The sequence below is a fragment of the Neisseria maigaei genome (genome assembly GCF_958267405.1).
Taxonomy (GTDB): domain Bacteria; phylum Pseudomonadota; class Gammaproteobacteria; order Burkholderiales; family Neisseriaceae; genus Neisseria; species Neisseria bergeri.
On the sequence record NZ_CATQFT010000008.1, the window covers coordinates 22,490 to 47,976 of the forward strand.

Consider the following 25,487-nt stretch of genomic DNA (forward strand, 5'->3'; position numbering starts at 1 on the left):
TGCACTACTCTATTTTTCAAGCGATGCCGCACCTAAAGGGAATGACTCCGTAAATTGTCCATTTTTCTGATGATCGGTAAAAAACGGTAAACCGATCAAACGATAATGCGGTGTATCTTTTTGCAGGATTTTATCCTTCCCATATTCCACTGTGATTGCTTCTAAAAAAGCTGCTTTCCACGAATCATTTTCCACTAAATGCCCGCCTTTCGGTTCAATGAAAATTTGGTAATGCAAAAAGCCGTCCACGCTGTCGGAAGAAGATTTTTGTTTATCTTTCAGCAATAAAACAAAGTCCGGCATAAATCCTTCACCATCGGCAAAGTTATTCAATTTAAACACTTCTTCATTGCGGATTAAATGAACGTCATATTTAGATTTCAAATCGCCCAAACGCTCTGAAATAAATTGAATTAACGCTTCTTCCAAACTCGTTCCAGCAAAATTATCCATCACATACCAATCATTTTGCGTGGCAATAGTCGTTTTTACATCATCTTTTTTGACCCATTTTTGTTTTGGCGTGCCGAAAATTTCCCCCAATTTCTTAGGCGTAAATTCTTTTGTGCCAATAAATGGCGTATCACTTTCATTGAGGTGTTTTTCAACCATTTCCAAGATTTTCAGGCAGCCTGCAAGTTTATCATCTAGGCTAATCTGTTTATCTTGCTCTAATCCCAAAAATTCAATCTGCCAGTCTTTCAACAATTTATTTTGCAATTCATTGCGATTTTGAATGTTGAGTTTGCTTTGCAGGCGGTCAAAATGGAATAAAGATTGACTATTTTTCCCTTTGATATGTAATGCTTTATTGAAAATGTGCCGTTCTATTTCACTCATTTTTATGGTTTGAGTAAAATTATTTTGTGTGCCGATTTGTCGGGCTGTTTCATCATTTTCATCGGCTGTAAATTGCGTTTCCTGCAACATTTGATTGCCGTGAACTTGGAATGAAAGCGTTTGCGGATTGGCTTTCAGGCTGTCTGCATTATTGCTTTTGGCGTTTGGGTTGGGGATTTTTTTATTCGCCCAAATTAACAACTCTCTAAAATCCTTATTATCGGCAAATTCAGATTTGAGTTTAAATGTTGCCAATACTTTATCATCGTCTTTTTCAGGCAAATAACCGTCTTTTCTCAATTCGTTTTTCAGTTCTGAAATATAGCGGGATTGCTCATCGTGCGTGTAATAAAACAATTCTTCCAAAATACGCATTTCGTGTTGCATATCGTTGTCAAATTTGCGTTTATTCGGCTGTTTATCTTCAAACGCAAATGGAAAATAACGCACGCCGCGACCGATCAACTGCTTTTCCGATACGGTGGCGGCAGCCGTTTTGCCTGATTTTTTATTTGAACCGCCGCCGTTTTGCCCTTCATATAAACGCACAATATCAAACAAATTCAGAACGTCCCAACCTTCGGTTAATCTATCCACCGTAAAAATGGCACGGATTGGATTATCAGCCGCTTCCAAATTATTCAGCAATTTTTCCGTTTCGCTGTCGGTTTTTTCAGTTTTGTTTTTGTTGGTTTCGGAGTTGGTAATAATCACATTATGTTTTTGATAATTTTGTTTCACCCAATTTGCCAAATGTGCAAACTCAAAGCCATTTTCCTGCATAAATTTTAGGGCTTGTTCGGTGCGGGTTTTGCCTTGTTCGTTGGCGTTGTCGCTATTATTCAGGCTGCCTGAAAACGTATCCAAAAACTCAAAATCATCCGCTTGCACATTTTCTGCCCAATTTAAAAATGCCAAATAATCCGCTTTTGATTCATCAATCGTCTTACTTCTAAACAACATCACAGGCTTGAAATTGGCAATGCCATATTTCAACGCAATTTGATGGCGATACCAAGCAAACAATAAAGCGTGCAACACTCGCTCTTTCTTGCCCAGTGTACTGGATACCAAATTGATTTCTTTGGTATAACCCTTTTGCAAAAATTCTTTTAAACCAAATTTTGTGATGATTTTATCAGCGTATTTTTGTTGCACTTCAGCGTTTTCAGGCAGTGTGGCGGTAAATTCCAACAGCACATTTTCGCTGGGATTGCCATTTTTATTGAGTAACAATTCCAAAACCATATGCTCCCAGCCTTTGCGTTCAATTTCGGCATTGCTAGTGCGGTCGTTCATTTCCTTTTCTAAATCTAATTCGCCTTGTTTTTTGCTTTTGGTTTGCGCGTTTAAATGGTGTGCTTCATCGCCCAGCATCACAAGGTTCAATTTATGCAAATCCGCCAATGTGGTTTGGTTTTCCCGTTCGGTGTGGATATCGTTATACAGTTTTTGAATGCTGGTAAATTTAATTTCAATGCCGTCTGAATGTGGGCTAAATATTTCCACTTTGCGAATGGGAATTACCGTATCGCCCTGCAAAATCTTCTCGGTAAATAAAAATTTTGCGTGCGCCGGGTCAATAAAATTATTTTCCGTTTTATCCACAATATTGTTTTGATTCACAAAAAACAGAAAATGCCGATAACCCTTTTCAAAATAATACAAAATCAACGCCGCCATCATCATCGTTTTGCCTGCACCTGTTGCCATATTGAACAGCAAATGGGTAGGGCGGTTTTTGATGTCGGGGAAATCCTTTAATTTTGAAGTGCGGTCAAAAATCAAAAAATTTTCTAAAGCCGATTTTTGCCATTCAAAAAACGGATATTTCAAATTATTGGAAACAAATTCAGGCAGTGCAAAAAAATCCGTCTGTTCCATTTCTTCCAGCGTTGATTTGCGGTCTTCCACCCAATCAAACAACGTTTTATTATTCGCCATCTTTTTTCTCCGCTTGATAGAACGCACGGCTTAACGCTTTATCGTTATCGTTCAGGCAGCCTGCAAATTGTTCGTCGTCCATTTCGGATAATGAAACATACATTTGATTTAAATCCAGCATTTCAAGCACCATTTGTTTTTGTTCGTCTAATGGCAAAGATTGAAATTCAGGCTCTTGAATGATTTGACCAAACTCATTCACGCTGACGTTGTATTTTAAGAAATAGCGTTCGCATAAATCTTTAAACAGCGTTTTGATGCCGTCTAAATTTTCACAAGCCAAAATTTGTTGTTTTGCGGTTTCGTTAAATGGGGCAAGTTCGGCATAGACAAACTCGCCGCCGCCTTGCCAGGTTACAACTTTGGAAATACCGCCTTGCTCGCCTTCAATCACTTTTTTCAAGCGTTCGACGGCAAGCGTTTCAATATAATCCATTTGTTCAATACCGATATATTGGCGGTTCATTTTGTGAGCAACGGCAGCGGTTGTGCCAGAGCCTAGATGGTAATCTAGGACGATGTCGGATTCGGATGTGGCAATTTGAATAAGATACTGCAATAAGCTCTCAGGTTTTGGAGTAGTAAAAACTTTGCTGCCGAACAGTTTTTTCAATTCATCTGTCGCATGTGTATTTAAGATATCCTGTATTAAGTTCTTATAGGGAGCAGAACGTTCTATCGGCTTGTTTTCGTTATCAACCAACATATAGTTTTTATAACATACACTCCATCCAGATTTTTTAGACTTTGATTTTCTAAACTCCAAAAAACCGTTTGTTATTGCCCAATCAATTTTATTTTTACTCCATTTCCATATCCAGCCATCATTGACAAATTCAGTCCTGCCATTCGGATACGTAAAAGTGCCATCTGGACATTGGATTGCAAAATTCAAACTGTCACTATACTGCAATCCTCCTCTATCTAAATTGTCGATATAATATTTGCCTCTTTCCTGTTCAAACTTATCACTTAATTTGTATCTCTCTGTATCATAAGAAGACGTATTTTTATTTAATTTAACTGTTTTAAAGTTCTTTGAGTAACATAAGACAAACTCTGTAATAGTCGCTATCTGTTTGGCATCGGACGCACCTGTCTTTTTTTCCCAAATAAAATTGCAGATGAAATTTTCATTTCCGAAAACTTCATCCATTAAAATTTTCAAATATGCCTGTTCGTTGTCGTCAATCGACACAAAAATCGAACCGTCTTCCATAAGCAGCTCTTTGGCGATTTCTAGCCGATTTTTCATAAAAGTCAGCCAAGTGGAATGATTAAATTTGTCGTTGTATTTGAAACCGTCATTGCCTGTATTGTATGGCGGGTCAATATAAATCAGTTTGATTTTGCCTTTAAACTGCTTGGCAAGCGAATGCAGGGCAATCAGATTATTGCCTTTGATAATGAGATTTTCGGCTGGTGTGCCGCCTGAATGGCGTTTGATTTCGCCAACGGCTTGTTTGCCGTCTGCGGTGTAGCGGGAGAATTTTGAGAATGCTTTTGCGTCAAAAAGTCGGTCAATTTCATCAAAAGCAAGCGTTTGATTAAAAAAGATTTCTTGTCTTTTTTGGGTTAATTTAGTGTATAATTGACTGACTGACTGACTGACTGACTGACTGACTGACTGACTGACTGACTGACTGACTATTATTGCGTTTAAAATAAATCTCTTCGCCTTCTTCGGTGCTTTGCCCGCCATTCAATACGCAATCTTTAAACGGAAAATCCAACACAATATCCGAACTGTCTTTCAAAAAGCGGTTGCCGTCCGTCAAACCAATGCGGTTGGCGTATTTTGTGTAGGAATTATTGACGCTGTGTTTGTCCAAGAAAAAACGAAAATCCTGCAATTTAAATACCAAAACACCATTCACTTCCACAAAGAAATGGCGTTTTAACTCATCATTATTCAATAACAAACCGATAATGACCGGGTCGGTTTTTTCCACCAAATCCAACAGGATGTTTTTGGCTAAAATAGTTTTTTCTTCATTTGCCCATACTTTTTCGTGTGATAGCAGGGCTTGGGTTAATTCGGCTTGAATGTCTGTCTTCATCGTTATAAATCCTCATCAGTCATTTTAATGTTCCATTCTTGTGTAACGGCAAATGGTTTTACAAATAAATTTTAATAAAATCAATCATTTGTTGTATTTGCTGTTTCCGGGGGCGTTCGCAAAGTTGCGATAAGCGGGGCGGGTGTCCGAGTGTGTCGTGATTTTACGGAAATATCAACACATTATTCAAACACAGCCCGTATTTTTAACCGCCGTTCAGGCGGCGGATGCCGCCGTGTTCATCAGGCGCAACGTTTTCAGACGGCATATTTCCTTTTGATATTCTGCCAAACCGACAAATTCTCCGGTTTCAGTGTAAACGCGTACCGGCGTATCGGAAGGCAGGTCTTCCTCGAAACGCGGTCGTTGCCCGCATTGGAGCATATGGACGGCATAATCGTTTAAAACGGTTTGGGGAAAGTGTGAAACCAATACGTCGCAGGGTAGCAGCAAGCTGTCGCGTTCTGTTTCGTCCAAGTTTGCCAAGGCTTCGAGCGTGTGGCTTTGGGCGATGGTAAAGCCGGCGGTTTCTGTGCGGCGCAGGGCGGTCAGGTGGGCGAACGTGCCGATGTGTTTGGCGATGTCTTCGCTGAGGGTGCGGATATAGGTGCCTTTGCTGCAACGCACACTTATCACGGCTTTGGGCGCGTCAAACTTGGTAATATCGATGGCGTAAACGGTAATGTCGCGCGGTTTACGTTCGATGACGATGCCTTTGCGTGCGTATTCGTACAGCGGTTTGCCTTCGTGCTTGAGGGCGGAAAACATCGGCGGCACTTGGCGGATGTCGCCTGTCAGTGCTTGGCATGCCGTCTGAAATTCGGCCAAGGAAATATCGGCGCGGGCAGTGGCGATGATTTCGCCTTCGGCATCGCCGGTGCTGCTGGCTTCGCCGAGTTTCAGCGTGGCGGTGTAGGCTTTGTCGGCATCAATCAGATATTGGGCGAACTTGGTCGCTTCGCCGAAGCAGACAGGCAAAAGTCCGGTCGCCAAAGGATCGAGTACGCCGGTATGTCCGGCTTTTTCGGCATGAAACAAACGCCGCGCTTTTTGCAGCGCGGTGTTGCTGGAAAGGCCTTCGGGTTTGTCGAGAAGAAGAACGCCGTTGACCGGGCGTTTGGCGGGTTTGTTGGTCATATTAATTAGGGAATATTAATGTTCAGACCGTCTGAAAGGGTTCAGACGGCCTGCGTGTTAGCTTAATTCTTCATTCAATAATTCACGAACAGAGTGTTTTTCATCAATTAGATCAACGCTGATTGCATCAAAGCCATTTCGTTTTAATGAGTCAAAACTAATGACGCGACCATCAATTAAGGGGACTTGTCCTTCAGAATTGACGAAATCTTCATATTCATCTTCATAGTCTATATTGTAATAAAGATGGATCAGAACTCGGTACGTATACTCATCCAAATCAGTTAATGTTCTGTTTTGCTTTTGATTTGGACTATATTTGTCGCAAAACATAGCGTTATAGCCATGTTCCGCTCCATCAAACAGTACGATTTCATCGCCGCTTACAGCTTCTACCGCCACAATTTTTACCGGAGCCTTATCAGTATCGGTAATCAATCCATCAAAAGGCTCTCCATAGTAACGGATGTGGAAAGTATCTCTACCTTGGCAGGATAATGAAAAGCAACGATGCCTGCCTTCAATTTGCAGGCCATCACTATGTACATAGGCGGCTAAATGTTCGGGAATCAGATTGTTCATTCTAGCAGTATCAGTCTTCAACCGGTTTTTCCGCCGCTACTTGATCGATAAGGGCGGACAGGTTCAAACCGCGTTCCAACGATTCGTCGTATTTGAAATGGAGTTCGGGGATTTTGAACAGCTTGATGCGTTTGGCCAATTCGCTGCGGAGGTGTCCGCGTGCGTGTTCCAGCACTTCTTCCGTAATTTCGCGCGCATCTTGGTTCAAAACGGTGTAGAACACGGTGGCGTGGCTGTAATCGCGGGTAACTTCGACTTCGTTGACGGTAATGAAGCCGGCGCGGGGGTCTTTCAGTCCGGTACGGACGAGTTCGGCAAGCTCGCGCATGATTTGTTCTTTGACACGGTCTTGGCGGGCGTAGCCGCGTTGGGGTTTTCTCATGGATATCCTCAGATTTGGTTTCAGACGGCATTTCTGCCGCCGGGGCGGTTGCAAAGGGGCGTATTATAGCCGAATCGGCGGGATTTTAAGGTAATACGCGGCAGGATGTACCTGGGATCACAAGAAGGCAATACAAAGACTTCAAGGGTATAAACATTGGTCTTGTGATAAGAATAAACATTTCTTGTTTTTCTATGACTTGTGGTCTAAATATACACTATGGTTTCATCGGAAAAGCGGTTGGGTTTACAGAATGGGAGTTAACAGCCGGGGCAGGAGTAGTACAGTTGAAAGATAATAATCGAAATTTGGGGGCATGGGTTTCTCAATACATTCAAAATCGGATTAGAGAACTTTGGGATGCAGATTTTTTAGCAGCTTTTGATGATGCGAGTGATATTGAGGGAACTAAGACATTGCGAGTACTCTTGATTTTGCCGAAAAGGTCATTATTCCGGTGGCAAAGCCCCAAAACAACTATTGTGACCATCAATTGCTTCTTTTAATACTGGCAATTTTTCATATCCAATTCTTTTAATTCCTGATTTTTTTATTTGTTTTAAAATTTCGTCATTCACAATAATACCTGTTAAAGCGCTTGGAAAGAAAGTGAGATTTGGGATAGATTTATCCACAATATACCAACTATTTAATGGCAAAGGAAAATATAAAACGACTCCGCACTTTTCACATATACTACAAGTTGATTCTTTCCCTCCCCTTATATAAATTCTAAATTTTGGAACAACTGAAATGTATTCTTTGGATACAGTTTTGTTTACATCATAAACCTTTCCTACAAAATATACATTCTCAATATTTTGAATGCCCAGTAATGAAACAATATCTTTATGTAACATTCCAATAAATGTACCTCTTGCGTAGGTAATTGGAGCAAAACTTTTTTTTATTTTTTCATTTAGAAAGACATCAATTGCTGTATGTTTAATGATATTTCCACAATCGCACATTATATTCTCTTGTTTCAATTGATCTATCCAAATGTCATCTCCTTCGGGAACATTTTGTGTGGGGTCGCTAATTTGATAAAACATTTTTTCCATTATGGGTGTACTTTAAAATTTCCTTTATAGATATAATGAAGCTATCAAAATAGGTTTCAGACTATATAATAGATATGGAGGAACTCCTTCTTTCTTAACGGCTCAAGTTATCTTAGATGAAATCTATAAATCTTATCAAGATAACAAACCTGTAAATATCAAGAAATGCCTAAATCATCAATATTCTTTTTAATTACATTCATTTTTTTGCTTTTTGGGTGTACAAGAAATAATGTGTCGTCAGATCATCAAATGTTAGAGCATTTCAATCTCTACGAGTCTGAATTTGAGAGATTGAGAAAAATTTCTGTTAAGTACGATGGATTTCATTATCCCCCTTATGACGAAACAGATAGTACAGCCTATGTTATTTCATCTAAAGATAAAAAGGAATTGGACTCTTTAATCAAGAGACTGGATATTATTAGTATACAGTATGATGGGATATCAGAAGTATGCTTGCTCTTTCATACATGGGGTGTTTCTATCAGCGGAGGGTACAAGGAGTATGTCTATACTCCAAATCTTGAGGATCATATAAAGAACTACGATAAAGAGGTTGCCTTAGATCCCAGCACTGAAATGTATATCGTAGAAAGAATTACGGAGGAAGATTTGGATCAAGTTGCTCAAAGATATTCTGCAAATATAGAGTTATATCGTCCTATAAAAAATGGTTGGTATATACATCTCAGTCGAGAGAATTGATTCTTGAGATGTATGCTATTCTTTTATATTGATAAGCACGGATATAGTTATTATACTTGGCAACCCGAACGGCGCGTGCCGTTTCTGCAACGCATACATTGTAAAGAAAGCCATGTCCAACGAAAACCGTACCTGTTCCTTTTGCGGAAAATCCAAATCACACGTCAAACATTTGATTGAGGGCGAAAACGCCTTTATCTGCGACGAATGCGTCTCAAACTGTATTGAAATATTGCATGAAGACGGAAATGACGGCACGCCTCCAGAAAGTGCCGGACAGACATCGGAAGAGCCAGGCAAGCTGCCCACACCCGCCGAAATCGTCGCCAACCTTAACGACCACGTTATCGGTCAGGAACAAGCCAAGAAAGCCTTGGCGGTGTCGGTGTACAACCATTACAAACGCCTGCGCCATCCTAAAGCCGGTGGTAATGTCGAATTGTCGAAATCCAACATCCTGCTTATCGGCCCGACCGGATCGGGTAAAACCCTGCTGGCGCAATCTTTGGCGCGCAAACTGGACGTACCGTTCGTGATGGCGGATGCCACAACTTTGACTGAAGCAGGTTATGTCGGCGAAGATGTCGAACAGATTATCACCAAACTGTTGGGCAAATGTGATTTCGATGTTGAAAAAGCACAACGCGGCATCGTCTATATCGACGAAATCGATAAAATTTCACGCAAAAGCGACAATCCGTCCATCACGCGCGACGTATCCGGCGAAGGCGTGCAACAAGCCTTGCTGAAACTGATTGAAGGTACGGTGGCTAGTGTTCCGCCCCAAGGCGGCCGCAAGCATCCGAATCAGGAATTTATCAACGTCGATACCACCAACATCCTGTTTATCTGCGGCGGCGCGTTTGCAGGCTTGGAAAAAGTGATTCGCCAGCGCACCGAGAAAGGCGGTATCGGTTTCGGTGCCTCCGTTCACAGCAAGGATGAAAATGCCGACATTACCAAGCTGTTCGGCATTGTTGAACCGGAAGATTTGATTAAATTCGGCCTGATTCCCGAACTGATCGGACGTTTGCCTGTTATTGCAACATTAGAAGAACTGGATGAGGACGCGCTGATTAATATTTTAACCGAACCGAAAAATGCTTTGGTTAAGCAGTATCAGGCCTTGTTCGGCATGGAAAACGTCGAGTTGGAATTTGAAGAAGGCGCATTGCGTTCCATTGCGCGTCAGGCAATGGAACGTAAAACCGGCGCGCGCGGCCTGCGTTCCATCGTCGAACGCTGCCTGCTCGATACGATGTACCGCCTGCCCGATTTGCAAGGCTTGAAAAAAGTGGTGGTCGGCAAGGCAGTCATCGAAGAGGGCAGGGAACCGGAATTGGTGTTCGAGTCCTGATGGCAAACAAAACCGCTTAGGAACGTTGAACCACGTTTCTGAAGCGGTTTTTTGTTTCTGATGCCGTCTGAAGCCTTCCCGCCTTCAGACGGCATCTGAGTTTTACGGATTGTCTGATGTCGCGGCAAATTCTACCAGCGCGTTTTCTAGACGCGCCAAACCTTCCGCCATATCCTCATCGTTCAACAGCAGCGAAGGCGCGAAACGCAATACGTCCGCACCCGCAACCAAAATCATCACGCCGTGTTTCAACGCGGCGGCGGTTATTTCGGATGCGCGTCCGCGATAAGGCGCGTCCAACACGCAGCCGAGCAGCAGACCCATGCCGCGAACTTGCTTAAACACGCCCGTTTGTTCTCCCAAAGACCGTAATGCTGTCTGAAGTTTCTGACCTTGACTGCGGACATTGTGCAAGGTTTCCGGCGCATTGATGATGTCGAATGCGCGGCTGCTGACCGCACACGCCATCGGATTGCCGCCGAAAGTCGAGCCGTGCGTACCCGGTTGGAAGGCGGCGGCAACCTCTTCCTCCGCCAGCATCGCGCCAATCGGAAAGCCGCAGCCCAAGGCTTTTGCCGAACTCAAAATATCGGGAACAACGCCGTAATGTTCATAGGCAAACAGCCTGCCCGTATGCCCCATACCGGTTTGAACTTCGTCCAAAATCAACAACGCATTGTGCCGGTCGCACAGACGGCGCGCGGTTTGCAAATATTCCGCAGTGGCGGGCAGGATGCCGCTTTCGCCCTGTATCGGCTCGATGATGACCGCGCAGGTCTGTTCGCCGACGGCGGCTTCCAGAGCGGCAATATCGTTGAACGGAACGTGCGTAACGCCTTGCGGCAGCGGTGCATAATCCTTGCTGTATTTCGGCTGGCCGCCGACGGACACGGTAAACAGCGTGCGCCCGTGGAAACTGTTGATACAGGCGACGATTTCGCTTTTGCCTCCGCCGAAACGGTCGCGCGCATATTTCCTCGCTAGCTTCAACGCCGCCTCATTCGCCTCCGCGCCCGAGTTGCAGAAAAAAACTTTGTCGGCAAAGCTGTTTGCAACCAATTTTTGCGCCAATTCCTGCGCCGGCCGCGTCGTATAGATATTGGAAATGTGCCACAGCTTGTGCATCTGCGCGTTTAAAGCATCGATAAGGGCAGGGTGGCAGTGTCCCAGCGCGTTAACGGCGATGCCGCCTGAAAAATCAATATATTCACGCCCTTCCGTATCCCAAACGCGGCTGCCTGAAGCGCGTTCGGGAATCATCGGTGCAAAGGCGAAATTGGGGGTCAGATAGTTTTGCATAATTGCTCCTGATTGCGGTTTTGCTCGGGATTATGCACCGTTTTTCAAGGCGGATAAAGGGAAATTGCCGACAATATCGGGCAGCGGTAAAAATAAACCTAAATATTTTCAATAAGATAGCTGAAAAATCAAAAAAATTTCAATAAAATGCTTGAGGCGCGGCAGCGTTTTGATTTAGACTCTCCCCCATATTTTTATCTTCAGACGGCATTTCATCATGCAAGGCAAAACGTTTACAACCGCTTACTGCTATTGGTATCACACAGACGTGCGGTACTTTTTTGCGCTTGCTTGAAATCCATCCCATACGCAAAACAGGCCGCTCGAAAACGGGGCGGCTTTTTTGTTACCTTCACACAGGTCGCCCGATTCGGCAACACACGACAGAATCAGGAAAATGACCATGAATGCAATGCCCCAAACCGCCGCACAAAACGAAACCCTGCACACTTGCAGCATTATTGTCGATGATGCACAGGATTTTTCCCCCATACTTCTCGATGCAGGGCGGGACGACACACTCATCAGCGAATCGATGATTCCGCAAATCCGCACCGTTGCCGCCCTGATAGCCGCCGAACGGCACGACTTCAGCCGCAGCAGCCCCGCCGAGTTTACCGATGCCGCCGATTTTTTTGCCGCACGGATTCTCGTATTGGGCGTGCGCTGCTTCTATCTGGACGTATCGCTGCTGCAAGTATTGAAAACCGCCAACAGCCGCGCCCGCCGCTTTGCCGAAAAACACCGCCTGTTTTTCACACCCGCACAAGCCGAATTGAGTTTGAACAAACACAAAAACCGCCGCCTGCTGACCGTAGAAACCGAACACGAAGTCGAAAACAAAGGCAACCCCGTCGCCAACAGCCTCGCATTTGTCCGCAAACTGCACCCCCTGCCCCTGTAAACATCACGATTCGCCGGCAGAATGCTTGCCAAAATTCCCGACGGCGATACAATAAAACCGATTTTCCACCCGAACAGGACACACATGAAAAAAATCATCGCCTCCGCGTTTATCGCAACATTCTTACTCGCCGCCTGCCAAGACGACACGCAGGCGCGGCTCGAACGGCAGCAGAAACAGATTGAAGCCCTGCAACAGCAGCTCGCACAGCAGGCAGACGATACGGTTTACCAACTGACTCCCGAAGCAGTCAAAGACACCATTCCTGCCGAAGCACAGGCAAACGGCAATAACGGTCAGCCCGTTACCGGCAAAGACGGGCAGCAGTATATTTACGACCAATCGACAGGAAGCTGGCTGCTGCAAAGCCTGGTCGGCGCGGCGGCAGGCGCGTTTATCGGCAACGCGTTGGCAAACAAATTTACACGGGCGGGCAACCAAGACAGCCCCGTCGCTAGGCGCGCGCGTGCCGCCTACCATCAGTCCGCACGCCCCAATGCACGCACCAGCAGGGATTTGAACACGCGCAGCCTCCGTGCAGAACAACAGGCGGCGCAGGCGCAGCGTTACCGCCCGACAACGCGCTCGCCTGCCAATTACCGCCGCCCCGCTATGCGCGGTTTCGGCAGGAGGCGGTAAATCCGTTGCGCCAATGCCGTCTGAAGGGCTTTCAGACGGCATTTTTGCATTTGTTAGGGGGGGCATTGTTATGTTGCCGTTTGATTTTCAGACGGCATCATATCGAACCGTCAAGCCGTAGGGCGGGATTTGGTGGGCAGGAATGCCCACCCTGCATCTGAAACCCTTCCGCGTCATTCCCGTGCAGGAAGGAATCTAGATATTTGAATTTACGGAAATTTTCAATCGTTGCCAAAGCGGAAAAGGGTTTTTATTACAGCCTAATCCTTTGGGTATCAAAGCCGGGCGGTGCTGAAACATTATAAAGGGTTTATTACACCAAGAGGAACAGCATATCCAATTTATGGAAGATAAGGAAATGATATGATATCTATTTTTAAAGCTTATTACGATATTTATGAATTTAATGGAGAACTATTAAAAAGATGTATATTTTTAGATGAAGAAAATAATGAAATAATTAAAGATAGAATATATGAATACTTAATTTATGTTTTAACAGGAGACCTTTATCTACAGAAAGACATTGATGAAAATTTAGAATTTATCCATCAAGCAGAAAATAATCCCAATGAAGTTTATTCAGGAGGTGGACAAGGTTTTTGCTGGGATATTTCTGCTGAAAAAGTAGTTTTCTATAACAACGAATTTGATGAAGAAGACGGCTGGCCTGATTTAAGCTGTTCGCTGCATACTTTTAAAACTGCTTTAATTGCTTGGAATGCTTTTTTGCAATTGCCTAAAAGTATTCATTCGGTGGTGGAAACCGTGATTGAGGAATAAGCATAATGGCTTAATGAATAGAATCAGAAAGTATAGATTGGGCTGCAAATCCACGCTTATACGCTGCGCCATGATTAAGATGTTAGGACTTGTATTGAATACAAGTCCTCATAAACGAATGGCAGCAATCCTTTGATTTAGATAAGATCCTTGATTTAGAATAATGTGGATTAACAAAAACCAGTACGGCGTTGCCTCGGCTTAGCTCAAAGAGAACGATTCTCTAAGGTGCTGAAGCACCAAGTGAATCGGTTCCGTACTATTGTACTGTCTGCGGCTTCGTCGCCTTGTCCTGATTTTTGTTAATCCACTATACAAAAATGCCGTCTGAAACCCGAAATCGGTTTCAGACGGCATTGGTTTATGCGGCAGGTTGGGGCTTAGCGGTCTTTATAGCGGCTGCCGCCTTTTCCGGCAAAAGAACCGTTGTTTGGGCGTTTGCCTTTAAAGCCTTCGCCGCCTTTTTTGAAACCGTCGGATTTCTTAAAGCCGTCTTTTTTGAAACCGTCTTTTTTATGGCCTTCGCCGCGTGAATTTCCGCCGAAGCCTTCTTTGCCCGGTTTCTTATCGCCGCGCCAGCCGCCGGATTTTCTCTCGCCCCAGCCGCCTTTGCCTTTCGGCTTGCCGCTTGCGGATTTGCGTTTGCGGGTCGGTTCCATGCCTTCGATGGTCAGCTCAGGCAATTTGCGGCCGATGTATTTTTCAATTTTGTGTACTTTGACGTATTCGTTCACTTCGGCAAAAGTAATCGCAATACCGGTACGGCCTGCGCGACCGGTACGGCCGATGCGGTGAACATAGTCTTCCGCCTGTTTCGGCAGATCGTAGTTGATAACGTGGGTAATGGTCGGTACGTCGATACCGCGTGCAGCGACGTCGGTGGCAACCAAAATTTTGCAGCGGCCTTTGCGCAAGTCCATCAGCGTGCGGTTGCGCCAGCCTTGCGGCATATCGCCGTGCAGACAGTTGGCGGCAAAACCTTTTTCGTACAGTTCATCCGCAATGACTTCGGTCATGGCTTTGGTGGACGTGAAAATCACGCATTGATCAATATTGGCATCGCGCAGGATGTGGTCGAGCAGGCGGTTTTTGTGGCGCATATCGTCGCAGTACAGCAGCTGCTCTTCGATTTTGCCTTGGTCGTCCACGCGTTCGACTTCGATGATTTCAGGGTCTTTGGTCAGTTTGCGCGCCAGTTTGCCGACTGCGCCGTCCCAAGTGGCGGAGAACAATAAAGTCTGACGGTCGGTCGGAGTCGCTTCGACGATGGTTTCGATGTCGTCGATAAAGCCCATGTCCAACATGCGGTCGGCTTCGTCCAGAATCAGCACTTCCAAACGTTCAAAATCGACTTTACCGCTTTGCATCAAGTCCATCAGACGGCCCGGCGTGGCGACAATCAGATCGACCGGTTTGCTCAGGGCACGGGTTTGGTAGCCGAAAGACGCGCCGCCGACAATGCTGACGGTACGGAACCAACGCATATTTTTGGCATACGCCAGCGCGTTTTTCTCGACTTGAGCCGCCAGTTCGCGGGTCGGGGTCAACACCAAAGCACGCGGGCCTTTGCCCGGTTTTTCGCTGCGCTTGGTCAGTTTTTGCAAAGTCGGTAACAGAAAGGCGGCGGTTTTGCCGGAGCCGGTTTGCGCCGAAGCCATAATGTCGCGGCCTTCCAAAGCAAACGGAATCGCCTGCGCCTGAATCGGCGTCGGGCTTTCGTAACCCTCGCTGCTGACGGCGGATAAAATGTTTTTATCGAGGTTCAAATCGGCAAATTTAATAGACATAGCTATCCTTGGAAGACAACAACGCCCGCGTCCGAAAGGTTCAGACGGCCTGAAGCAGGGAAGGGTAACGATACGGGGAATGTGAAGTTACAGGGTTGTCGCAAGCGGCTCGCTTGTGGTTTACATCGACGGCAACCTGCACAGATACGCTTTGCAAAATCAAAGCAACAAAAGAAACGCGCCCGGAAGGGCGGTTTAGGTTGGAAGGCGATGGCTTCGTATGACAAGATAAGCGGCGGATGGTATAGGGTTTGCCCGAAACGGTCAAGCAATCGGGCGTTAATTACAGTAAAATTGCCGCTTTCCACTTTATTCCGCCTGAAATCAATGACCGACATCACACCGTTTGCCAACCGCTTGGGCAAAAACATCAAACACCTTATGAAATGGGCGAAACGCAACGGCATCGAAGCCTGGCGCATTTACGACCGCGACATCCCGCAATTCCCTTTTGCCGCCGATGTTTACGGCGATCGAATCCACCTTCAGGAATACGATACTGGCTGGCTGATGCGGCCCGAAGAATATGAAGCGTGGCTTGCCGAAGTTTTGGAAGCCGTCGCTTTCGTTACCGGTTTTGAACCCGAACAAATCCATCTCAAACGCCGCGAACGCCAAAAAGGTTTGCAGCAATACGAGAAAACCGGCAAGGCGGGCGAAGATTTCGTCATTGCCGAAAACGGCCGCAAGTTTTGGGTCAACCTTGATAAGTATTTGGATACGGGGCTTTTTTTGGATCATCGAAACACGCGCAAAAAAGTCGGCGAAACGGCGGCGGGCAAACGGTTTTTAAACCTGTTTTCCTACACCGGCAGCTTCACCGTCTATGCCGCCACCGGCGGCGCAGCATCCAGCGAAACCGTCGATTTGTCCAACACGTATCTCGATTGGGCGAAACGCAATTTTGAATTGAACGGCATCGATATGGAACGGCACAAAATCGTCCGCGCTGACGTGTTCCAATACCTGCAAAACGCCGCCGCCGAAGGTAAACAGTTCGACCTCATCGTCATGGATCCGCCCAGCTTCTCCAACAGCAAAAAGATGCTCGACATCCTCGACATCCAGCGCGACCACACAAAGCTGATTGACGGCGCGGTGAAGCTGCTCGCTTCAGACGGCATTTTGTACTTTTCCAACAACCTGCGCAGCTTCGTTTTGGACGATTCGGTATCGGAACAATACGCCGTAAAAGATATTTCCAAACAATCCGTTCCCGAAGATTTCCGCAACAAGAAAATCCACCGGTGTTGGGAAATCCGCCACAAATCTTAAGGGTACGAAAAAGCCGCCGGAATTTTCCGGCGGCTTTTCGATTGCGCTTTATCAGGCGATGGAGGCTTCGACAAAGGCGGTCAGCTGACCTTTTGCCAATGCGCCGACTTTGGTAGCCACGACTTCGCCGTTTTTGAATACCATCAGGGTCGGAATACCGCGCACGCCGAAACGGGACGGGGTGGCTTCGTTGTCGTCGATGTTGATTTTGACTACTTTCAGACGGCCTTCAAATTCGGCGGCGATGTCGTCCAAAATCGGGGCAATCATTTTGCAGGGGCCGCACCACGGAGCCCAAAAGTCCAGCAGGACGGGGAGGTCGGATTTCAAAACATCTTGCTCGAAGGCGGCATCGCCGGTGTGTACGATTAATTCGCTGCTCATTATTTTTCCTTTTCGGTTGGGATTGGTACGATAGCGTGCAGGATAGGGCTTGGGCATAAAAATTTCAAGTGGGCGGGCGGGATAATAGTTTTTCTGTACCGTCCCAATCGCCTTTGCAAATTCTAAAAAACGGTTCGGACAGTATTTTATTTTTGAAAATTACTTTTATTATCAAAATGTAAGGAATGTTTTTGAAGCTGTACAGAAACGTGCGGGCGGTGTATGCTCCGTTTAAATAGATTCTTAAGGTATGAATGTTCAAAACCAAACCCGAAACCCTATAAAAGGAACACTGCGATGACTGATTTTTCCGTTTGGGAAACCGCCCCCTTTGGCGCAACCGTCGATCATATCCTGCAACGCTACCACAATGTCCACCGCGCACAATTTGAAGAATTGGTGCCGTTGGCGCAGAAAGTGGTCCAAGTTCATGCCGATACCTTTCCGGCGGAAATTGCCGAGCTGCTCGCCTATATGCAGAACGAACTGCTGATGCATATGATGAAAGAGGAAAAGATGCTGTTTCCGATGATTAATCAGGGTGTCGGCCGGGGGGCGGCGATGCCCATCAGCGTGATGATGCACGAACATGAAGAACACGACCGCGCCATCGCAAGGCTCAAAGAGCTGACCGACAATTTCCAACCGCCCGAAGGGGCTTGCGGAAGTTGGACGCGGCTTTACGCGCTGGCGAAAGAAATGGTGGAGGATTTGAACGACCACATTCATTTGGAAAACGATATTCTGTTTGCCCGCGTACTCGATTCTTAAGGGATAGGAGCCGGATATTTCCATGCCGTCTGAAACACGGTTTTCCGCTTCAGACGGCATTTCCACGTTTCAGCCCAACAATTCGGGCGGAATGCGGCACACGGGAATCGGGTTGATTTTGTGCTGCATCGCGCGATGAAGCCGCGTATAGATTTCCAAAACTTCGCGCCGCCGCCCTTCAAAATCTTCGGGTTTGCGCGTGCCGTACACGCCCATTGCCCACTCCAGTTCGGGATAGCTTGCGCCCATCTGTTCCTCGTCGGTGCGTTCCGTATCCCACAGGCCGTCGGTCGGCGGGGCTTTTTGAATCGCCTCATCCACGCCCAATGCTTCGGCAAGCCGGTAAACCTGCGTTTTGGTCAGGTCGGCAATCGGGCTGATGTCCACGCCGCCGTCGCCGTATTTGGTAAAAAAGCCCACGCCGAAATCTTCGATTTTATTGCCCGTCCCCGTAACCAGCAGCCCGTGCACCTGCCCGTAGTAGTAGAGTGTCAGCATACGCAGGCGGCTTCTGGCGTTGGCGAGCGAAAGCGGCTGATTGGCAAATACCGTCTGATGAACGCCGACGGTTTGCTCAAAGGTCTGGAACGTGTCGGTCAAATCGGCCGTTTGCGCGCTTACATTGGCATATTGCCCTTGCAGGTTGCGGATGTGCCGCCTTGCCCGCTCAAGCTGGTCGGGGTGTTGGCGTATCGGCATATCCAGAAGCAGCGTGGTGCGGCCGGTGCGGGCGGCGAGTGCGGAGACGACGGCGGAATCGATGCCGCCGGAAACGCCCACGACAAACCCTTTTGCATTTGCCTGAGCAGCGTATTCGTCCAACCATCGGACAATATGTGTGATAACTGCCTGCGTATCCATTTTTCCTCCTGTTGAAAATATCCGCATCATAGCCTGCCGGCGGTGCAATTTGAATAGATTGCGGGCGGGTTGATGAATATTTTTCCCATTCCCCGCTTAAAAAAGTCATACGGGAAAAGGCGGGCGGCAAGATGGCGCGTGTTATAATATTGTTGACAATTTAGGCGGTCCGATGTCGCCTTGGGCTTCAAAACACATTCATATTTTTTATTATTTGATTGATTCGATGTCTGATTTTTTTCATTCTGACGTGTTGTCCGTTTCCGAGTTGAACGCATTTGCCAAAAGTCTTTTGGAAAACCACCTTGCCGGTTTGTGGATTGTCGGCGAAGTGTCCAACCTGACCCGTGCCGCCAGCGGGCATTATTATTTCTCACTCAAAGACAGCCGCGCGCAGGTGCGTTGCGCGATGTTCAAGGGTGCGGCGGCGCGTTTGGCGAAACCTTTGAAAGAAGGCGACCATATCGAAGTGTCGGGCAAAATCAGTATTTACGAGGCGCGGGGCGAATTTCAGATTACCGTAAACGAAGTACGGCTCAAAGGTTTGGGGCAGCTTTACGAAGCCTACGAGCGGTTGAAGGCGCAGTTGCAGGCGGAAGGCGCGTTTGCGGCGGAACGCAAAAAACCTTTGCCTGCCCGACCGCAATGTATCGGCATCGTAACCAGTTTGGCGGCGGCGGCTTTGCGCGATGTCGTAACCACCTTGAAACGCCGTGCACCCGAAATTCCCGTTATCGTTTATCCGACCGTCGTTCAAGGCACAGGCAGCGAATTGCAAATTGCCCAAGCGATTAAAACCGCATCGCAACGCGCCGAATGCGACGTGTTGATTGTCTGTCGCGGCGGCGGCAGCATTGAAGACTTGTGGGCGTTTAACGAAGAACCGGTCGTGCGCGCAATCGAAGCCTGCACGGTTCCCGTCGTCAGTGGCGTGGGACACGAAACCGATTTCACGCTTGCCGATTTTGTCGCCGACGTGCGCGCGCCCACGCCGACCGGTGCGGCGGAGCTGGTCAGCCCCAACCGCCAAGAATCGCTACATCGTCTCGCTCAGGCGCAAGGCCGTCTGAAAACCGTTTTGGAACAACGCTATTTCGATGCCAGCCAAAAACTCGACTGGCTTGCGCGGCAAATCCGTCATCCGCGCCAAAAACTTGATGAGCAGCGCGCTTCAATCGGCAAGCTGGCGCAAACGCTGTCTTACTCTATGAAGCAAAACCTCCGTGCCCACACCGCCCGTTTTGAACGCCAAACCCAAGTCCTGCAACATTGCCGCCCCGATATTTCCGTTTGCAAAAACAACATCGTCCGCCTTCAGACGGCATTGCCTGCCGCCTTCAGCCAACTGCTCGCCCGCCGCCGCCAAAGCCTGACTGCCCAAGCCGCATTGCTTGAAGCCGTTTCGCCGCAGCACATTCTGGAACGCGGCTTTTCCGTCGTCAAAAATACACGCGGACAAGTCATCCGCAACGCCGATGTTTTGAAGCAGGGGCAGAAGCTGCACATTACTTTCGCCGACGGCGAAACCGACGTGCGCGTAAGCAAAGAACAAGGGCAGCAGGATTTGTTCGATTGCATTTAAACCCAATCGGAAAAACCGCTCCCCCTCTGCCGTCATTCCCGCGAAAGCGGGAATCCAGTCCCTTGACCTTAAGATAATCTTTAATTCGTCATTCCCGCGAAAGCGGGAATCCAGAAGCGAAAAGCCGCAGGAATTTATCGGAAAAAACAGAAACCTCTCCGCACACCCGAAATGTTTCAGACGGGGCATCTTGGGGCGGATAAAAACCCGACCCGATATTTTTTATAATTTTCAATAAGTTTTCATTGAGCAAATGAAATTTTATTTTTCAACTGACAGAAAGAGGATGTTATGAAGTTTTTAGACCGTGAGGCAAGCATTGCCAAGCCGGGTTTCAACCGTTGGCTCGTACCGCCCGCTGCATTGGCGGTGCACCTTGCCATCGGGCAGATTTACGCCTATTCCGTATTCAATGCGCCGCTGACCAAACTTGTCGGCATAACCGAATCGGCGGTCGGAGATTGGAAGCTGACGACCGTAGGTTGGATTTTCAGTATCGCACTCGCGATGCTGGGCGCGTCGGCCGCCCTGTTCGGCACATGGATGGAACGGGTAGGGCCGCGCAAAGCCATATTTGCCGCCGCCTGCTGCTTCAGCCTGGGCTTCTTCGTATCCGCATTCGGCGTGAGTACGCACAACCTCTTCCTGCTCTATTTGGGCAACGGCGTCATCGGCGGCGTAGGCTTGGGTTTGGGCTACATCGGGCCGGTTTCCACACTGATGAAATGGTTTCCCGACAAGCCGGGCATGGCGACCGGTTTGGCGATTATGGGTTTCGGCGGCGGCGCAATGCTGGCCTCGCCGCTTTCCGTATCACTGATGAACGCCTTTTCAAACGCCGCTTCGGTCGGGGTTGCCGAAACCTTTGCCGTATTGGGCCTGCTTTACCTTGCACTGATGATGTTCGGCGCGTTTACCATCCGCGTACCTGCCGACGGCTGGAAACCTGAAGGCTATACCGCGCCGAAAACGCAAAACAAGCTGGTCAGCAGCAATCATGTCAACGTGTCCCAAGCCATGAAAACGCCGCAGTTTTGGCTGTTGTTCTGGGTATTGTGCCTGAACGTAACCGCCGGCATCGGCGTATTGGGTCAGGCATCCGTGATGATTCAGGAACTCTTTTCCGAAACCTCCGTAGGCAGGCAGGCGGCAGTCGGCGCAGGTGCGGCGGCAGGCTTCGTCAGCCTCCTGAGCCTGTTTAATATGGGCGGACGCTTTTTGTGGTCGAGCGTTTCCGACAAAATCGGACGCAAAAACACCTACACCATCTTCTTCGTACTCGGTTCACTGCTGTATTTCGCCGTTCCCTCCATCGGCGAGGGCGGCAGCAAAGCCCTGTTCATCATCGGCTTTTGCGTGATTATTTCCATGTACGGCGGCGGATTTGCCGCCATTCCCGCCTACCTGAAAGACCTGTTCGGCACCTATCAGGTCGGCGCGATTCACGGGCGCATCCTGCTGGCCTGGTCAACCGCCGCCGTCATCGGCCCGGTATTGGTCAATTACATACGCCAAAGCCAAATCGACAGCGGCATACCGGCGGCACAGGCATACAGCGTAACCATGTACATCATGGCAGGCCTGCTGATTATCGGTTTGTTGTGCAACCTCGCCGTTAAATCCGTACACGAAAAACACCACGAAAAAGACCTCAAAACCGCCGCACGCAGCGGCAACCCCGACGACGAAACCGCCATATCCGACGCTTACCTTGTAGGCGAAAAAGTTTCCGGCGGCGGCATATCGGTCTGGTGGCGTTGGGTATTGGCCGTCATACCGCTCGCCTACGGCGTGGTGATGGTCTTTGTCAAAGCACTCGACCTTTTCTCCTGAAAACGCCCGAACAAAATGCCGTCTGAAACAGCAGATGTTTCAGACGGCATTTTTGTGTTTTGGCGGGTTTAGGCTTTTTTGCGGCGGTATTCGCCCGGCAGCAGCATTTCCGCCCATTTGAGGATGTTGGCGACTTCGGCGGGGTTGAGTTCGTAGAACTGTCCGCGTTTGAGGCGGTTGGGCAGACCGATGGGGCCGAAGCCGACGCGCACGAGGCGGCTGACGGTGAGTCCTTGGCTTTCGAATATGCGGCGCACTTCGCGGTTGCGGCCTTCTTTAATCACGACGTTGTACCATTTGTTCGCGCCTTCGCCGCCTTGTTCTCGGATGCGTTCGACTTTTGCCAAGCCGTCTTCGAGCATTACGCCTTCTTCGGTGAGGTTGCGCATTTGTTCGTCGGTCAGCCCGCCCAGTACGCGCACGGCGTATTCGCGTTCAACTTCGAAGCTGGGGTGGGCGAAACGTTGGACGAGTTCGCCGGAGGTGGTGAGGATGAGCAGACCGCTGGTGTTGATGTCCAAGCGTCCGATGGCGACCCAGCGGCTGCTGGCGGCCTGCGGCAGGCGGTCGAAAATGCTGACGCGGCCTTGCGGGTCGTCGCGGGAAACGATTTCGCCTTCTTGTTTGTAATACAGGATGATGCGCGGCAGGCGGTCGGCCCATTTGAGTTTGATGATGCTGCCTTTGACGGTAACGTGGTCGTCGGGGGTGACTTTGTCGCCCAGTTGCGCGGTTTTGCCGTTGACCGTTACCCAGCCGTTGGTAATCCATTCTTCCATTTCGCGGCGCGAGCCGACACCGGAGGCTGCAAGCACTTTTTGCAGGCGTTCGGGTTCCATGCGCGACAGGTCGCTGCGGCGTTCTTTCAAATCGCGCGCGTGTTCCATAATTTTTTGGTTGGGATTGCGGACGACGAGTTTTTTGGCTTTGGCGGCGCGCTGTTTGGAGGCGTTTTGCGGCTTGATGCCGTCTGAAGCTTTTTGTCCGTAAGCTTGGGCGGCGGTTTTGCCCGTTTCGCCTTTGGGACGGGCTTTGCTTTTGAAAGGTTTGGCGGTTTTCTTGGCAGACAGGGCTGCGCCGTCGCGCCATTGGCGTTTGCTGGTGGGCTGTTTGGACATCATTTTTCCTAACTCGCCTGATAAGGCGGTTCTTCTGCGGCGTGTGCGGCAGGACGGGTTGATAAAATGCCGTCTTTGTTCGGGACGGGCTGCCATTGTACCTGATGCGGCGTGTTTGTGGATGAAATCGTTGTGTCCTGAGGTTTGGAGAAGCGGGACAAAGTTTGTGCAACGGTTGAAATCGGTTTGCGTGCGGGAGTAGAATCTTTCAAATGATAAGAGGAGCGGTAAATGGATTTGCACAATATTCGGGAAGATTACAGCAAACGGGAATTGTCGGAAGGCGATTGCGCTGACAATCCGATCGAGCAGTTCGAGCGGTGGTTGGACGAGGCGGTACGTGCACAGGTCAACGAGCCGACGGCGGTCAATGTGGCGGCGGTCGACGGGCGCGGCAGGCCCAACAGCCGTATGGTGCTGCTAAAGGAGGTTAATTCTGAAGGTTTTGTTTTCTTTACGAATTATCACAGCCGCAAGGGGCGTTCGCTGGATGCTCATCCATTTGCGGCGATGACGTTTTTTTGGCCGGAGCTGGAGCGTCAGGTGCGCGTGGAAGGGCGTGTTGAAAGGCTGGCGGAGAAGTTGTCGGACGAATATTTTGAAAGCCGCCCGTATCAGAGCCGTTTGGGTGCGTGGGCAAGCGCGCAGAGCGAGGTGATTCCGAACAAGGCGGTATTGGTGGCGAAGGCGGCGGCGGTCGGACTCAAACATCCTTTGCATGTGCCGCGTCCGCCGCATTGGGGCGGCTATATTGTGATTCCCGATTTGATTGAGTTCTGGCAGGGCAGGCCGAGCAGGCTGCACGACCGCATCCAATACCGTTTGCTGGATGGCGGCTGGATACGCGAGCGGCTGTCGCCTTGAACAGGAAAAAACATATGCCGTCTGAAAACCGGAATTGGGTTTCAGACGGCATTTTTTCATGGGGAAAATACGGACGGGAAGTTTTTTGTGTTCCGAACGGAAAGCCTGAATCCTCTTTTGAGGTTATCTAAAACAAGATTTAATTCAGTCCTAAGCTTCTCATGATGAAAAATGTAAACATGGTTTTCTATAACTTATTCTATAACTTGGCCGGTATGGATGCCTGAGCTGATAGTAATGTCATTTTTAGCATACACGGCAAGCACGCGCAGGGTGGGAAACTTGTTACCCACGCAGTATTTTCAGACGGCCTGAAATAAAATTCCGTGAAGCCCAAACCGCGTATGCATGAATGCACACCCTACCATTTCACGATTAGTATGTTGCACAGGCTACGCAGACTAAATATTTATATTCTGCATACCAATTTTTTTTGCCAACCTAAAAAATAATTTGCAAGCTTCATTATTTAATGTTTCTATATACTCATCAATATCAATTACATTTGTAATATATGATGTATTTGCATGCTTGTTAAATTCTAAATTTACAATTTTAGTGCCATTGACTAATATTTCATATATATCTTCTTCTTCCGGAAGTATAGATAAACAATAGGCACTTGTTGCTAAAAACTTCTTTTTTAAATCATCAATAAGAAATGTATTATTAAGCAAAATATCATTAAATTCATTTAATGACTGCTCAACTTCATTCTCTGTCCAAATTTTAGTTTTTTGATTACGTTGTTTCATTTTATTCTACTAATTATGTATTCAATAAACTCAAATCATCATTTGTTGGAATGGTAAGGTGATTTTCATTATTTCTAAATTCCCCATTAACATATTCTGAGAATGCACATGTTTTGCAGCAATAAACTAATCTATTAGTCTCGATTTCCTTCCATAAATCAAAATCATAGGTGCCATGGCAAATATTACATTCCATATCTGCTTCTTGAATAATAAATAAATTCTCTAAAAAATTTTGTAGCAATTGATAAATATATGGATTATTTCTTTGCATGGAAATATCTATTTCCCGTTTAAGAGCTTTTAAATCGTAAAAACTAATTAGTGATTTTTTTATTGGATAATTAGGGATATCTAAAATTTCTATATTCATAAATTCAGAAATATTTGAACGGTGATCTAAAAATTCTTTCTCTAAACTAGGATAATCATGTAACCATTTAAGAATTAAAGTTGCGAGTAAGATATGATCTACATTATTACCTATACCCTCTATTTTTTCTTTTAAAGAAAGTATTATTTTTTTTGCATAATTACTGCCCTTTCACTATACCGGGG

General features: G+C 47.4%; 26 protein-coding genes. 11 read left to right on the forward strand and 15 right to left on the reverse strand.

Annotated features, from left to right (window positions below):
- Nucleotides 1-9 precede the first annotated feature (9 nt).
- The 6 genes from Q3O06_RS03365 to rbfA form a co-directional block, all read right to left on the reverse strand.
- Nucleotides 10-2,784 carry a DEAD/DEAH box helicase family protein gene (locus tag Q3O06_RS03365; protein WP_301817720.1) on the reverse strand — a complete coding sequence of 925 codons (2,775 nt, stop codon included), beginning with the start codon at nucleotides 2,782-2,784 and terminating at the stop codon, nucleotides 10-12.
- A complete protein-coding gene (locus Q3O06_RS03370; RefSeq protein WP_441338283.1) occupies nucleotides 2,774-4,132 on the reverse strand; it encodes a site-specific DNA-methyltransferase in 1,359 nt (452 codons plus the stop codon). Before Q3O06_RS03370 ends, Q3O06_RS03365 begins: the two co-directional genes overlap by 11 nt.
- 232 nt (nucleotides 4,133-4,364) lie before the next feature.
- Nucleotides 4,365-4,844, reverse strand: a complete 480-nt coding sequence (locus Q3O06_RS03375) for a site-specific DNA-methyltransferase (RefSeq protein ID WP_301817721.1) — start codon at nucleotides 4,842-4,844, stop codon at nucleotides 4,365-4,367.
- Between the two features lie 216 nt (nucleotides 4,845-5,060).
- Entirely contained in the window at nucleotides 5,061-5,981 is a 921-nt protein-coding gene (truB, locus tag Q3O06_RS03380; protein WP_301817722.1) for a tRNA pseudouridine(55) synthase TruB, read from the reverse strand.
- Nucleotides 5,982-6,038: 57 nt separating this feature from the next.
- Entirely contained in the window at nucleotides 6,039-6,563 is a 525-nt protein-coding gene (locus Q3O06_RS03385; RefSeq protein WP_301817785.1) for a hypothetical protein, read from the reverse strand.
- A 10-nt stretch (nucleotides 6,564-6,573) separates the two neighbouring features.
- Nucleotides 6,574-6,945 carry a 30S ribosome-binding factor RbfA gene (gene rbfA / locus Q3O06_RS03390; RefSeq protein WP_002219120.1) on the reverse strand — a complete coding sequence of 124 codons (372 nt, stop codon included), beginning with the start codon at nucleotides 6,943-6,945 and terminating at the stop codon, nucleotides 6,574-6,576.
- A gap of 194 nt (nucleotides 6,946-7,139) precedes the next feature.
- Here rbfA and Q3O06_RS11145 point away from each other — a divergent pair, with 194 nt between their 5' ends.
- Nucleotides 7,140-7,451, forward strand: a complete 312-nt coding sequence (locus Q3O06_RS11145) for a polymorphic toxin type 44 domain-containing protein (RefSeq protein WP_373323487.1) — start codon at nucleotides 7,140-7,142, stop codon at nucleotides 7,449-7,451.
- On the opposite strand, the gene Q3O06_RS03395 is transcribed toward Q3O06_RS11145, so the two are convergent.
- Complete coding sequence (locus tag Q3O06_RS03395; protein WP_301817723.1) at nucleotides 7,395-8,009, reverse strand: hypothetical protein; 615 nt, start codon at nucleotides 8,007-8,009, stop codon at nucleotides 7,395-7,397. The two genes, Q3O06_RS11145 and Q3O06_RS03395, sit on opposite strands and share 57 nt — an antisense overlap.
- A gap of 252 nt (nucleotides 8,010-8,261) precedes the next feature.
- Between Q3O06_RS03395 and Q3O06_RS03400 the strand changes: the two genes are divergently transcribed.
- Together Q3O06_RS03400 and clpX are read left to right on the forward strand one after the other, a co-directional pair.
- A complete protein-coding gene (locus Q3O06_RS03400; RefSeq protein ID WP_007172853.1) occupies nucleotides 8,262-8,717 on the forward strand; it encodes a DUF4948 family protein in 456 nt (151 codons plus the stop codon).
- 112 nt (nucleotides 8,718-8,829) lie between these two features.
- A complete protein-coding gene (clpX, locus tag Q3O06_RS03405) occupies nucleotides 8,830-10,074 on the forward strand; it encodes an ATP-dependent Clp protease ATP-binding subunit ClpX (protein WP_301817724.1) in 1,245 nt (414 codons plus the stop codon).
- Nucleotides 10,075-10,176: 102 nt separating this feature from the next.
- On the opposite strand, the gene Q3O06_RS03410 is transcribed toward clpX, so the two are convergent.
- Nucleotides 10,177-11,373, reverse strand: coding sequence for an acetylornithine/succinyldiaminopimelate transaminase (locus tag Q3O06_RS03410; protein ID WP_301817725.1), 1,197 nt, complete (start codon nucleotides 11,371-11,373; stop codon nucleotides 10,177-10,179).
- A gap of 403 nt (nucleotides 11,374-11,776) precedes the next feature.
- Between Q3O06_RS03410 and Q3O06_RS03415 the strand changes: the two genes are divergently transcribed.
- From Q3O06_RS03415 to Q3O06_RS03425, 3 genes are all read left to right on the forward strand, one after another.
- The gene (locus tag Q3O06_RS03415; protein ID WP_301817726.1) at nucleotides 11,777-12,277 is read left to right on the forward strand and encodes a hypothetical protein; all 501 of its coding nucleotides are present in this window, start codon (nucleotides 11,777-11,779) and stop codon (nucleotides 12,275-12,277) included.
- An 84-nt stretch (nucleotides 12,278-12,361) separates the two neighbouring features.
- A complete protein-coding gene (locus tag Q3O06_RS03420) occupies nucleotides 12,362-12,916 on the forward strand; it encodes a hypothetical protein (RefSeq protein WP_301817727.1) in 555 nt (184 codons plus the stop codon).
- Nucleotides 12,917-13,279: 363 nt separating this feature from the next.
- Complete coding sequence (locus Q3O06_RS03425) at nucleotides 13,280-13,699, forward strand: hypothetical protein (protein WP_019271405.1); 420 nt, start codon at nucleotides 13,280-13,282, stop codon at nucleotides 13,697-13,699.
- Between the two features lie 380 nt (nucleotides 13,700-14,079).
- Here Q3O06_RS03425 and Q3O06_RS03430 read toward each other — a convergent pair whose 3' ends face one another.
- Nucleotides 14,080-15,486 carry a DEAD/DEAH box helicase gene (locus Q3O06_RS03430; RefSeq protein WP_301817728.1) on the reverse strand — a complete coding sequence of 469 codons (1,407 nt, stop codon included), beginning with the start codon at nucleotides 15,484-15,486 and terminating at the stop codon, nucleotides 14,080-14,082.
- 327 nt (nucleotides 15,487-15,813) lie between these two features.
- Between Q3O06_RS03430 and Q3O06_RS03435 the strand changes: the two genes are divergently transcribed.
- Nucleotides 15,814-16,761, forward strand: coding sequence for a class I SAM-dependent methyltransferase (locus tag Q3O06_RS03435; RefSeq protein ID WP_301817729.1), 948 nt, complete (start codon nucleotides 15,814-15,816; stop codon nucleotides 16,759-16,761).
- 51 nt (nucleotides 16,762-16,812) lie between these two features.
- On the opposite strand, the gene trxA is transcribed toward Q3O06_RS03435, so the two are convergent.
- Entirely contained in the window at nucleotides 16,813-17,145 is a 333-nt protein-coding gene (gene trxA / locus Q3O06_RS03440; RefSeq protein ID WP_002247584.1) for a thioredoxin TrxA, read from the reverse strand.
- 297 nt (nucleotides 17,146-17,442) lie between these two features.
- Here trxA and dnrN point away from each other — a divergent pair, with 297 nt between their 5' ends.
- On the forward strand, nucleotides 17,443-17,916 hold the full coding sequence (gene dnrN / locus Q3O06_RS03445) for an iron-sulfur cluster repair protein DnrN (protein WP_301817730.1): 474 nt from the start codon (nucleotides 17,443-17,445) through the stop codon (nucleotides 17,914-17,916).
- A gap of 69 nt (nucleotides 17,917-17,985) precedes the next feature.
- On the opposite strand, the gene nadE is transcribed toward dnrN, so the two are convergent.
- Nucleotides 17,986-18,807: an NAD(+) synthase gene (nadE, locus tag Q3O06_RS03450; RefSeq protein WP_301817731.1), complete on the reverse strand. Its 822-nt coding sequence runs from the start codon at nucleotides 18,805-18,807 to the stop codon at nucleotides 17,986-17,988.
- Between the two features lie 196 nt (nucleotides 18,808-19,003).
- On the opposite strand from nadE, the gene xseA reads away from it, so the two are divergent.
- Both xseA and Q3O06_RS03460 read left to right on the forward strand, forming a co-directional pair.
- Nucleotides 19,004-20,359 (forward strand): exodeoxyribonuclease VII large subunit, encoded by a 1,356-nt coding sequence (gene xseA, locus Q3O06_RS03455; protein WP_301817732.1) that lies wholly within the window; start codon nucleotides 19,004-19,006, stop codon nucleotides 20,357-20,359.
- Nucleotides 20,360-20,650: 291 nt separating this feature from the next.
- Nucleotides 20,651-22,192, forward strand: a complete 1,542-nt coding sequence (locus tag Q3O06_RS03460) for an L-lactate MFS transporter (RefSeq protein ID WP_301817733.1) — start codon at nucleotides 20,651-20,653, stop codon at nucleotides 22,190-22,192.
- A gap of 68 nt (nucleotides 22,193-22,260) precedes the next feature.
- Here Q3O06_RS03460 and Q3O06_RS03465 read toward each other — a convergent pair whose 3' ends face one another.
- Complete coding sequence (locus Q3O06_RS03465) at nucleotides 22,261-23,310, reverse strand: pseudouridine synthase (protein WP_301817786.1); 1,050 nt, start codon at nucleotides 23,308-23,310, stop codon at nucleotides 22,261-22,263.
- 8 nt (nucleotides 23,311-23,318) lie between these two features.
- On the reverse strand, nucleotides 23,319-23,555 hold the full coding sequence (locus tag Q3O06_RS03470; RefSeq protein ID WP_301817734.1) for a hypothetical protein: 237 nt from the start codon (nucleotides 23,553-23,555) through the stop codon (nucleotides 23,319-23,321).
- Here Q3O06_RS03470 and pdxH point away from each other — a divergent pair.
- Complete coding sequence (gene pdxH / locus Q3O06_RS03475; protein WP_002219133.1) at nucleotides 23,542-24,174, forward strand: pyridoxamine 5'-phosphate oxidase; 633 nt, start codon at nucleotides 23,542-23,544, stop codon at nucleotides 24,172-24,174. The two genes, Q3O06_RS03470 and pdxH, sit on opposite strands and share 14 nt — an antisense overlap.
- 401 nt (nucleotides 24,175-24,575) lie before the next feature.
- Here pdxH and Q3O06_RS03480 read toward each other — a convergent pair whose 3' ends face one another.
- Together Q3O06_RS03480 and Q3O06_RS03485 are read right to left on the reverse strand one after the other, a co-directional pair.
- Complete coding sequence (locus Q3O06_RS03480) at nucleotides 24,576-24,929, reverse strand: hypothetical protein (RefSeq protein ID WP_118792192.1); 354 nt, start codon at nucleotides 24,927-24,929, stop codon at nucleotides 24,576-24,578.
- A gap of 13 nt (nucleotides 24,930-24,942) precedes the next feature.
- Entirely contained in the window at nucleotides 24,943-25,302 is a 360-nt protein-coding gene (locus tag Q3O06_RS03485) for a hypothetical protein (protein WP_301817735.1), read from the reverse strand.
- Between the last annotated feature and the right edge of the window lie 185 nt (nucleotides 25,303-25,487).

Excerpts from the sequence above, each read along its gene's own strand:
- clpX (WP_301817724.1), top strand. The coding sequence starts at position 8,830 with ATGTCCAACGAAAACCGTACCTGTTCCTTTTGCGGAAAATCCAAATCA.
- Q3O06_RS03365 (WP_301817720.1), bottom strand. The coding sequence starts at position 2,784 with ATGGCGAATAATAAAACGTTGTTTGATTGGGTGGAAGACCGCAAATCA.
- pdxH (WP_002219133.1), top strand. The coding sequence starts at position 23,542 with ATGGATTTGCACAATATTCGGGAAGATTACAGCAAACGGGAATTGTCG.
- Q3O06_RS03375 (WP_301817721.1), bottom strand. The coding sequence starts at position 4,844 with ATGAAGACAGACATTCAAGCCGAATTAACCCAAGCCCTGCTATCACAC.
- Q3O06_RS03410 (WP_301817725.1), bottom strand. The coding sequence starts at position 11,373 with ATGCAAAACTATCTGACCCCCAATTTCGCCTTTGCACCGATGATTCCC.
- xseA (WP_301817732.1), top strand. The coding sequence starts at position 19,004 with ATGTCTGATTTTTTTCATTCTGACGTGTTGTCCGTTTCCGAGTTGAAC.
- dnrN (WP_301817730.1), top strand. The coding sequence starts at position 17,443 with ATGACTGATTTTTCCGTTTGGGAAACCGCCCCCTTTGGCGCAACCGTC.
- Q3O06_RS03430 (WP_301817728.1), bottom strand. The coding sequence starts at position 15,486 with ATGTCTATTAAATTTGCCGATTTGAACCTCGATAAAAACATTTTATCC.
- Q3O06_RS03465 (WP_301817786.1), bottom strand. The coding sequence starts at position 23,310 with ATGTCCAAACAGCCCACCAGCAAACGCCAATGGCGCGACGGCGCAGCC.
- Q3O06_RS03480 (WP_118792192.1), bottom strand. The coding sequence starts at position 24,929 with ATGAAACAACGTAATCAAAAAACTAAAATTTGGACAGAGAATGAAGTT.
- Q3O06_RS03420 (WP_301817727.1), top strand. The coding sequence starts at position 12,362 with ATGAAAAAAATCATCGCCTCCGCGTTTATCGCAACATTCTTACTCGCC.
- Q3O06_RS03460 (WP_301817733.1), top strand. The coding sequence starts at position 20,651 with ATGAAGTTTTTAGACCGTGAGGCAAGCATTGCCAAGCCGGGTTTCAAC.
- Q3O06_RS03425 (WP_019271405.1), top strand. The coding sequence starts at position 13,280 with ATGATATCTATTTTTAAAGCTTATTACGATATTTATGAATTTAATGGA.
- Q3O06_RS03435 (WP_301817729.1), top strand. The coding sequence starts at position 15,814 with ATGACCGACATCACACCGTTTGCCAACCGCTTGGGCAAAAACATCAAA.
- Q3O06_RS03395 (WP_301817723.1), bottom strand. The coding sequence starts at position 8,009 with ATGGAAAAAATGTTTTATCAAATTAGCGACCCCACACAAAATGTTCCC.
- Q3O06_RS03485 (WP_301817735.1), bottom strand. The coding sequence starts at position 25,302 with ATGAATATAGAAATTTTAGATATCCCTAATTATCCAATAAAAAAATCA.
- rbfA (WP_002219120.1), bottom strand. The coding sequence starts at position 6,945 with ATGAGAAAACCCCAACGCGGCTACGCCCGCCAAGACCGTGTCAAAGAA.
- truB (WP_301817722.1), bottom strand. The coding sequence starts at position 5,981 with ATGACCAACAAACCCGCCAAACGCCCGGTCAACGGCGTTCTTCTTCTC.
- nadE (WP_301817731.1), bottom strand. The coding sequence starts at position 18,807 with ATGATGCGGATATTTTCAACAGGAGGAAAAATGGATACGCAGGCAGTT.
- Q3O06_RS03385 (WP_301817785.1), bottom strand. The coding sequence starts at position 6,563 with ATGAACAATCTGATTCCCGAACATTTAGCCGCCTATGTACATAGTGAT.
- Q3O06_RS03415 (WP_301817726.1), top strand. The coding sequence starts at position 11,777 with ATGAATGCAATGCCCCAAACCGCCGCACAAAACGAAACCCTGCACACT.
- trxA (WP_002247584.1), bottom strand. The coding sequence starts at position 17,145 with ATGAGCAGCGAATTAATCGTACACACCGGCGATGCCGCCTTCGAGCAA.
- Q3O06_RS11145 (WP_373323487.1), top strand. The coding sequence starts at position 7,140 with ATGACTTGTGGTCTAAATATACACTATGGTTTCATCGGAAAAGCGGTT.
- Q3O06_RS03400 (WP_007172853.1), top strand. The coding sequence starts at position 8,262 with ATGTTAGAGCATTTCAATCTCTACGAGTCTGAATTTGAGAGATTGAGA.